Here is a 6,746-nt window from a genome sequence, read left to right on the forward strand (position 1 = left end):
GCTTTTGGCTACGCGTTAAGCTCAGGCAAGCTGCGGGAAAAAGTAGATCAAAAAATTTATAACGTGCTGCCGTGATAAATCTGATAACCCAAATCAATCGTATTATGGTTGAGATCGTTATTTTTAATTTTGTTGAGCAACATCTGCGCGGCCCTGCGCCCGATCTCAAAACGAGGGGTAATTACGCTGGCGAGGCTCGGTATCATTTGCCTGCCCATCTCCAGACCGTGGAAGCCGGCGATGGAGATCTGCTCCGGTACGGCCAGTTGACGCTCGCGGCACCACAGTAGAGCGCCCATTGCGATATCGTCATTTGTACAAAAGACGCCATCCACGTCCGGGTGCGCAGTAAGCGCATCACGCATTAGCTGTATCCCCAGATGGATAGAGGAGATAGCGCGGGGATTGATGCGCAACGGCGCCAGCCCCCGGCGCGTCATCGCATCGCAGTAGCCGTGATAACGCTGCTCATCTCGGATATCGTCTTTTGAACCCAGATAGAGGATTTTTCGCCGCTGGCGTTTATCCAGCATGGTGCTGACCATATCAAAGGCGGCCTGACGGTTATCAAACCCCACCTCCATATCTAAGCGATCGCCCTGGATGTCCATGAGTTCTACAATCGGAAGGGTAGCTGAGCGCAGGAATTTGACGGTTCTGAGGGTATGATATTTTTCTGAAAGAATAATGCCGTCGATATTGTAAGACAGTAAATTGATAACGGACTCTTCTTCCGAATCGCGATTGTAATTGTAATTCGCAATGAGAGTTTGGTAGTTATGACCCGACGTTACGGATTCAATCCCGGCAAGAATGTCGGCAAACAACTGGTTCTGAAAAGAGGGGATCAGCACGCCCAGAGTGTAACTTTGCGCGTTTAACAGCATAGCTGGCGCGCGATTTGGTATGTAGTTAATTTCCTCCATGATCTGCGCAATACGCTCGCCGGTTTCCCTGGCGACTTTTTTCGGCGAGCGGATGTAACGGCTCACCGTCATTTTTGTCACGCCAGCAAGCGTAGCGATATCCTGCAAAGAAATTCTGTGATTCCTCATGTTTTCTCCAGTACCGGGGGCGGGAACGTCGCCCCCATGGTTAATTGGGCTGCGGATGATGAATTAATGCAGAACCGCATTCAGCGCCAGTACGCCCAGCAACCCCATGACAGAAATCAATGTTTCCATAACGGTCCAGGTGCGTAGGGTTTCCCCGACGCTAAGATTAAAATACCCTTTAAATAGCCAAAAACCGGGATCGTTAACATGTGATGCAATAACGCTTCCTGCGCCTGTCGCCAGTACCATTAACGCCGGATCGGCGTGGGTTACGTTAATAATCGGCAATACGACGCCCGCTGTGGTTATCGCGGCCACGGTCGCGGAACCTAACGCAATACGCAGCACGGCGGCTACCGTCCAGCACATTAATAACGGAGATAGCGATGTGCCGGTCATTAATTGCGAGATATATTGGCCCACGCCGCTATCCACCAGCACTTGCTTAAACGCGCCGCCGCCCGCGATGATAAAAACAATCATCGCAATAGCGCCAATGGACTCGCCGACGATATCCATCACCTGCTCAACCGTACGTCCATTGCGTCGCCCCAGCGTAAAAATGGCGATGATAATGGCAATAAACAACGCCACTGCTGGATTACCGATAAATTCGAAGAAAACCCGCACGGCATTCGTTTTTGGCAGCGTGATTTCACATACCGCTGCGATGGCCATCAGAATGACCGGGATCACGGCGGCAAAAATACTGTTCCAGAATGACGGCATCTCCTCTTCACTGAATAGGTGAGGATTAAATAATCCTTCAGGCGGCGCTTTTTCAAATCGCGCCAGCAATTTTGAAAACAGAGGGCCGGCAACAATCACGGTCGGTATGGTAATGATTAACCCATACAGCAGGGTCGTACCGAGATTTGCCTCAAAAATTGTCGCAATAGCAGTAGGGCCGGGATGCGGCGGCAGGAAGCAGTGCGTAACGGATAAGGCGGCGACCATTGGAACCCCGACATACAGCAAGGGCAGTCCCGATGAGGCCACAATCGTAAAAACGAGCGGCAACAGCAGTACGAATCCGACTTCAAAAAACATTGCCAGGCCGACGATAAGCCCGGTGATCACCAGCGCCCATTGCACGCGTTTTTTGCCGAACGTATTAATGAGCGTCGTCGCAATGCGCTGCGCGGCGCCGGTATCGGAAATTAATCTTCCCAGCATCGCGCCAAAACCGAGGATCATGGCGAGTCCGCCCAGAGTACCGCCAATTCCGTTTTGTATGGAGTGCAGGACGTCTTGCGCGCCCATCCCTTCGGCAAATCCCACCACGGCGGCAACCAGAACAAGGGCGATAAAGCCGTTAACTTTAAAGCCAATCATTAAAACCAACAGCAGCGCAACGCCTGCCGCAATAATTATTAATGGCATATTCGTCTCTCTTATTAGCGCCAAAATAGCAGCGCTTACGCGCTGCGTCGCATTTCCCTGGTCAGACGGCAACCAGCATACCGCCATCGACAAACAGCAGATGTCCGTTAACAAAGTCGGAGGCTTTTGACGAGAGAAACACCGCTGCGCCAATAAGCTCCTGGGGATCGCCCCAGCGTGCGGCAGGCGTACGTTTGCATAGCCAGGAGGTGAAGGCTTCATCTTCAACCAGCGCTTTGGTCATCTCCGTTTTGAAGTATCCCGGCGCAATACCGTTGACCTGGATATTATGACGCGCCAGCTCCACGCACATGCCGCGAGTCAGCATCTTCACGGCACCCTTCGACGCGGCGTATGGCGTAATCGTGTCGCGGCCCAGCTCGCTTTGCATCGAACAGATGTTGATCACTTTTCCTGCCTGCCGCGCCACCATACGGCGCGTAACGGCCTGAGAGACGAGAAAAACCGCGGTCTGATTTACGGCGATGACGTCATTCCACTCCTGCTCGGGAAACTCAGTAAACGGATGACGGCGCTGGATACCGGCGTTATTTATCAGGACGTCAATGACGCCGATATCTTTTTCGATATGTTCAACCGCAGCTTCAATATCCTGTTTATTGGTGACATTAAAGGGAGCGGCAATAGCCTTTATCCCTTCCTGCTGAAGTTTCGTCACGGCTGTTTCGGCGCGCTCCGGGGTAATATCGTTAACAATAATGCGCGCGCCATAGCGACCAAGACCGGTCGCCAGCAAATAACCAATTCCCTGAGCGGCTCCGGTGATAAGGATATTTTTACCTGCCAGTGAAAAAAGATCGTTCATGATAGTGTCCCTTATTTTACTTTCTCAGAAAACGAGCTGAACTTTTGCCGCCTGTGTTTTGTCTCCGGCAAAGATCAGCGCCGCTTCCAGGTCGGTAAATGGATATTCCGCGCTCAGTAACGGCAGCGGATTGATAACGCGGTTGGCAAGCCAGGAAACCGCAGTATTAAATTCGGTAGTAAAGCGGAAAGAGCCCTTCAGCGAGATCTCTTTGCTTATTAGCATCATCATCGGGAAGTTGGGGACTGCGCCGCCCATGCCAACCTGCACCATCACGCCTTTGGCTCGTGTGACTTCCAGACACGTTGAGATAGAGGAAGGATGCCCAGAGACTTCAAAACTGATATCGAAATACCCTTTTTCTGCTTTCCAGTCATCGAGAGAGTCATGCTGTGGGTTCACCAGCGTATCCGCGCCCATCTGCCGGGCCAGCGAGAGAGAACGGGTACTGATATCGGCACATACCACTTCCGCCGCGCCCAGCGTTTTTACCGCGCTAACAATCAGGCAGCCGATAGGGCCAACGCCGGAGATAAAGACGCGTTTGCCTTGCAGATCGCCCGCCTCATGAGCCGCATGAATGGCAACCGCCAGCGGTTCGGCAAAGGCCATGGCTTTTTCGTCTGCCTGTTCCGGCCAGGGAATGCACTGAACGGTATCGACAGCTTTAAATCGGGTAAAACCGCCATCGACATGCGGAAAATACATGGCGCTGCCAAAGAAACGCATTTCAGTACAGTGGTTTTCTTCATGCTGCAGACAGTATTTGCAATGACCGCAAGGCTTCGATGGATTAATCGCTACCGGTTGTCCTTCACGTAATAAATCTGAGTCGCTATGAACAATTTTGCCAATCACTTCATGACCTAAAATCATTGGCGCTTTTACTGTAAAATTGCCGACTTTGCCTTCCTGATAATAATGTAAGTCAGACCCACAAATGCCGCCACGGGTAATTTGTACGAGTGTTCCTTTATTATTCCATTCAATATTTTGTTCCGTAACGGCAACAGCACGCTTACCCGCAACAACGCAGGATTGAGTTTTTACTTCCATAAATTCCTCACTGGTCAGGTAGTTACCCTGAATGCATTTAAGCGGTTTTATTTGTCACTATTTGTGACTTATGTCACGCTGGAAAATTGTTACACTACAATGTTACGCATAACGTGATGTGCCTTAGAGTTCTTCTCTATGGAAATTAAAAAACGTGAAATTGTCGAACGTAGAGGCGTAATATTGTGGAGTGGAATATGACTCAGAGGTATTTAAATGGCCGGGGAAAGCTATATTTTAATGGGTGTTTCAGGTAGTGGTAAGTCTTTAATAGGCAGCAAAATTGCAACATTATTTTCTGCGAAGTTTATTGACGGCGATGATCTCCATCCGGCGAAAAACATTGATAAAATGTCTCAGGGAATACCGTTAACTGATGAAGACCGTTTACCCTGGCTGGAACGATTAAATGACGCTTCATACAGTCTTTATAAAAAAAATGAGACGGGATTTATTGTCTGCTCGTCATTAAAAAAACAGTACCGCGATATTTTACGTAAGAGCAGCCCTAACGTACATTTCCTGTGGCTGGACGGCGATTATGCCACCATTCTGCAGCGAATGCAGCGTCGTGCCGGGCATTTTATGCCGCCAGACCTGCTGCAAAGTCAGTTTGACGCGCTGGAGCGACCCTGTGCCGATGAACATGATATTGCGCGTATCGATGTTAATCATGACATCGAGCACGTGACGGAGCAGTGCCGACAGGCTGTACAGGCTTTTCGTCAGGCACTCAGCGCTTCCTGATCATTATCAAAGCGCTGAGTCAGGCGGTCAGAAGTCAGCTTTTAGCACTACACGATAGCGGGCTTTGCCGTCGCGAACGTGCTGGATAGCCTCGTTGATTTGTGACATTGCGAACAGTTCCGTGGTGGGCGCGACTTTGCTGCGTCCGGCGAATTTCATCAGTTTGCGAAGTTCATATGGCGTTCCGGTTGCCGAGCCTGAGATACTGCGATCGCCGGCAATTAATGTAAACGCCGGTACGGGCAGCGGCTTCAATACCGCCCCAACGGTATGGAAGTTGCCGCCATAGGTCAGCGCTTCGAAGTAGGGCTGCCAGTCGAGATCGACGTTGACCGTGTTAATAATGAGATCGAACTGGCCCGCCAGTGCTTTTAACGCTTCCGGATCGCGGCTGTTCACCACGTTATTGGCCCCCATCGCCAGCACTTCCTGCTCTTTCGATGGATTTGAGCTGAACGCGGTGACTTCGCCGCCCATTGCATGTAACAGCTTTATGGCGATATGCCCAAGCCCGCCAATACCGATGACGCCAACGCGGCTGGTAGCAGTAATATGGTGCATCAGTAGCGGTTTAAAGACCGTAATGCCGCCACATAACAGCGGGCCTGCGGACGCCATATCCATATTCTCCGGAAGAGGAATTACCCACTGCCAGCCCGCGCGAAGCTTCTCGGCAAAACCGCCACGATTGAGGATAGTGGGCACTGCGCCTTCCAGGCAGTTAATTTGATTGCCGCTGATACAGGCATCGCAGTGTCCGCAGCTGCGCGCCGTCCAGCCGATTCCAACGCGCTGGCCGACTTTTAGCCCCTTATCCTGTGCCGCGCTGCCGAGTGCGGCCACCCGACCAATGACCTCATGTCCGGCAACCAGAGGGTATTGAGAGAACCCCCATTCATTGTCGATCATCGACAGATCGGAATGGCAGATCCCGCAGTAGTCGACCCGTACCTCGACATCTTCCGGTTGGAGTTCTCCCGCGTCATATTCATAGAGTTCGAGCTCGCCGCCCGCCTCTTTGGCGGCATAGCTTTTTATTATCGTCATTGTGTTTCCCTTAATGTGGTGTTGAACTGAAAAGTGTAGAGCATGGAGGCAAGGGGCGCCCGGCGTTAATCTGCTGGAGAAGGCGGGAAGTAGCCTGATTATTCTATTTAATACTCAACGCTGCTGAAATTTTCAGCACTTAGCGGTACAGGTGTATGCTCGTGCTTGCATGGCGGCGTATGACAGGTATAATCCACAACGTTTTCCGCATACCTCTTCAGTGCCGAAGTGGCGAAATCGGTAGACGCAGTTGATTCAAAATCAACCGTAGAAATACGTGCCGGTTCGAGTCCGGCCTTCGGCACCATAAAAAGCTTTTTTCAAGTCTACTAACGTCTACTTTAGTTCACAAAAACAGTAAGTTAAGCGAGTTTTTGACTTGGCTTAGTCTGTTCACGTCTACTCAATTCCTTGAACATATACCAACCGATGATGGTATAACTGATGTTATTCCCGGTTCGATTGATTTTGGTACCAACACTGGAGGTATCAACTGATGGCTCTCACCGATATCAAAGTTAGGACTACCAAGCCCTCCGACAAACCTTTCAAACTCACAGATGGGCAGGGTATGCACCTGCTGATCAACCCCAATGGTTCAAAATACTGGCGTCTTCAATATCGTTTTAGTG

7 protein-coding genes and 1 tRNA gene are annotated in these 6,746 nt (G+C 50.7%); 3 read left to right on the plus strand and 5 right to left on the minus strand.

Annotation, left to right across the window (positions count from 1 at the left end):
* Positions 1-56: 56 nt before the first annotated feature.
* The 4 genes from ACLD4F_RS16440 to idnD all read right to left on the minus strand — a co-directional run bounded on the left by ACLD4F_RS16440 (position 57) and on the right by idnD (position 4,320).
* Positions 57-1,055: a LacI family DNA-binding transcriptional regulator gene (locus ACLD4F_RS16440; RefSeq protein WP_001244065.1), complete on the minus strand. Its 999-nt coding sequence runs from the start codon at positions 1,053-1,055 to the stop codon at positions 57-59.
* 63 nt (positions 1,056-1,118) lie between these two features.
* Positions 1,119-2,438: a gnt-II system L-idonate transporter gene (gene idnT, locus ACLD4F_RS16445; protein WP_001128356.1), complete on the minus strand. Its 1,320-nt coding sequence runs from the start codon at positions 2,436-2,438 to the stop codon at positions 1,119-1,121.
* 61 nt (positions 2,439-2,499) lie between these two features.
* Complete coding sequence (gene idnO, locus ACLD4F_RS16450) at positions 2,500-3,264, minus strand: gluconate 5-dehydrogenase (RefSeq protein ID WP_076727995.1); 765 nt, start codon at positions 3,262-3,264, stop codon at positions 2,500-2,502.
* A 24-nt stretch (positions 3,265-3,288) separates the two neighbouring features.
* Positions 3,289-4,320, minus strand: a complete 1,032-nt coding sequence (gene idnD / locus ACLD4F_RS16455) for an L-idonate 5-dehydrogenase (protein WP_000453357.1) — start codon at positions 4,318-4,320, stop codon at positions 3,289-3,291.
* Between the two features lie 216 nt (positions 4,321-4,536).
* On the opposite strand from idnD, the gene idnK reads away from it, so the two are divergent.
* Entirely contained in the window at positions 4,537-5,067 is a 531-nt protein-coding gene (gene idnK, locus ACLD4F_RS16460) for a gluconokinase (RefSeq protein WP_000896758.1), read from the plus strand.
* Between the two features lie 27 nt (positions 5,068-5,094).
* Here the strand turns inward: idnK and ACLD4F_RS16465 are convergent, their stop codons facing one another.
* Positions 5,095-6,114: an NAD(P)-dependent alcohol dehydrogenase gene (locus ACLD4F_RS16465; protein WP_411010938.1), complete on the minus strand. Its 1,020-nt coding sequence runs from the start codon at positions 6,112-6,114 to the stop codon at positions 5,095-5,097.
* Positions 6,115-6,336: 222 nt separating this feature from the next.
* On the opposite strand from ACLD4F_RS16465, the gene ACLD4F_RS16470 reads away from it, so the two are divergent.
* Both ACLD4F_RS16470 and ACLD4F_RS16475 read left to right on the plus strand, forming a co-directional pair.
* Positions 6,337-6,421: transfer RNA gene (locus tag ACLD4F_RS16470), tRNA-Leu, on the plus strand.
* Between the two features lie 189 nt (positions 6,422-6,610).
* The coding region (locus tag ACLD4F_RS16475; RefSeq protein WP_411010939.1) for an Arm DNA-binding domain-containing protein at positions 6,611-6,746 on the plus strand (136 nt) is incomplete at its 3' end.

The organism is Salmonella sp. 741265050_HSA, assembly GCF_046569445.1.
Taxonomy (GTDB): Bacteria; Pseudomonadota; Gammaproteobacteria; order Enterobacterales; family Enterobacteriaceae; genus Salmonella; species Salmonella enterica.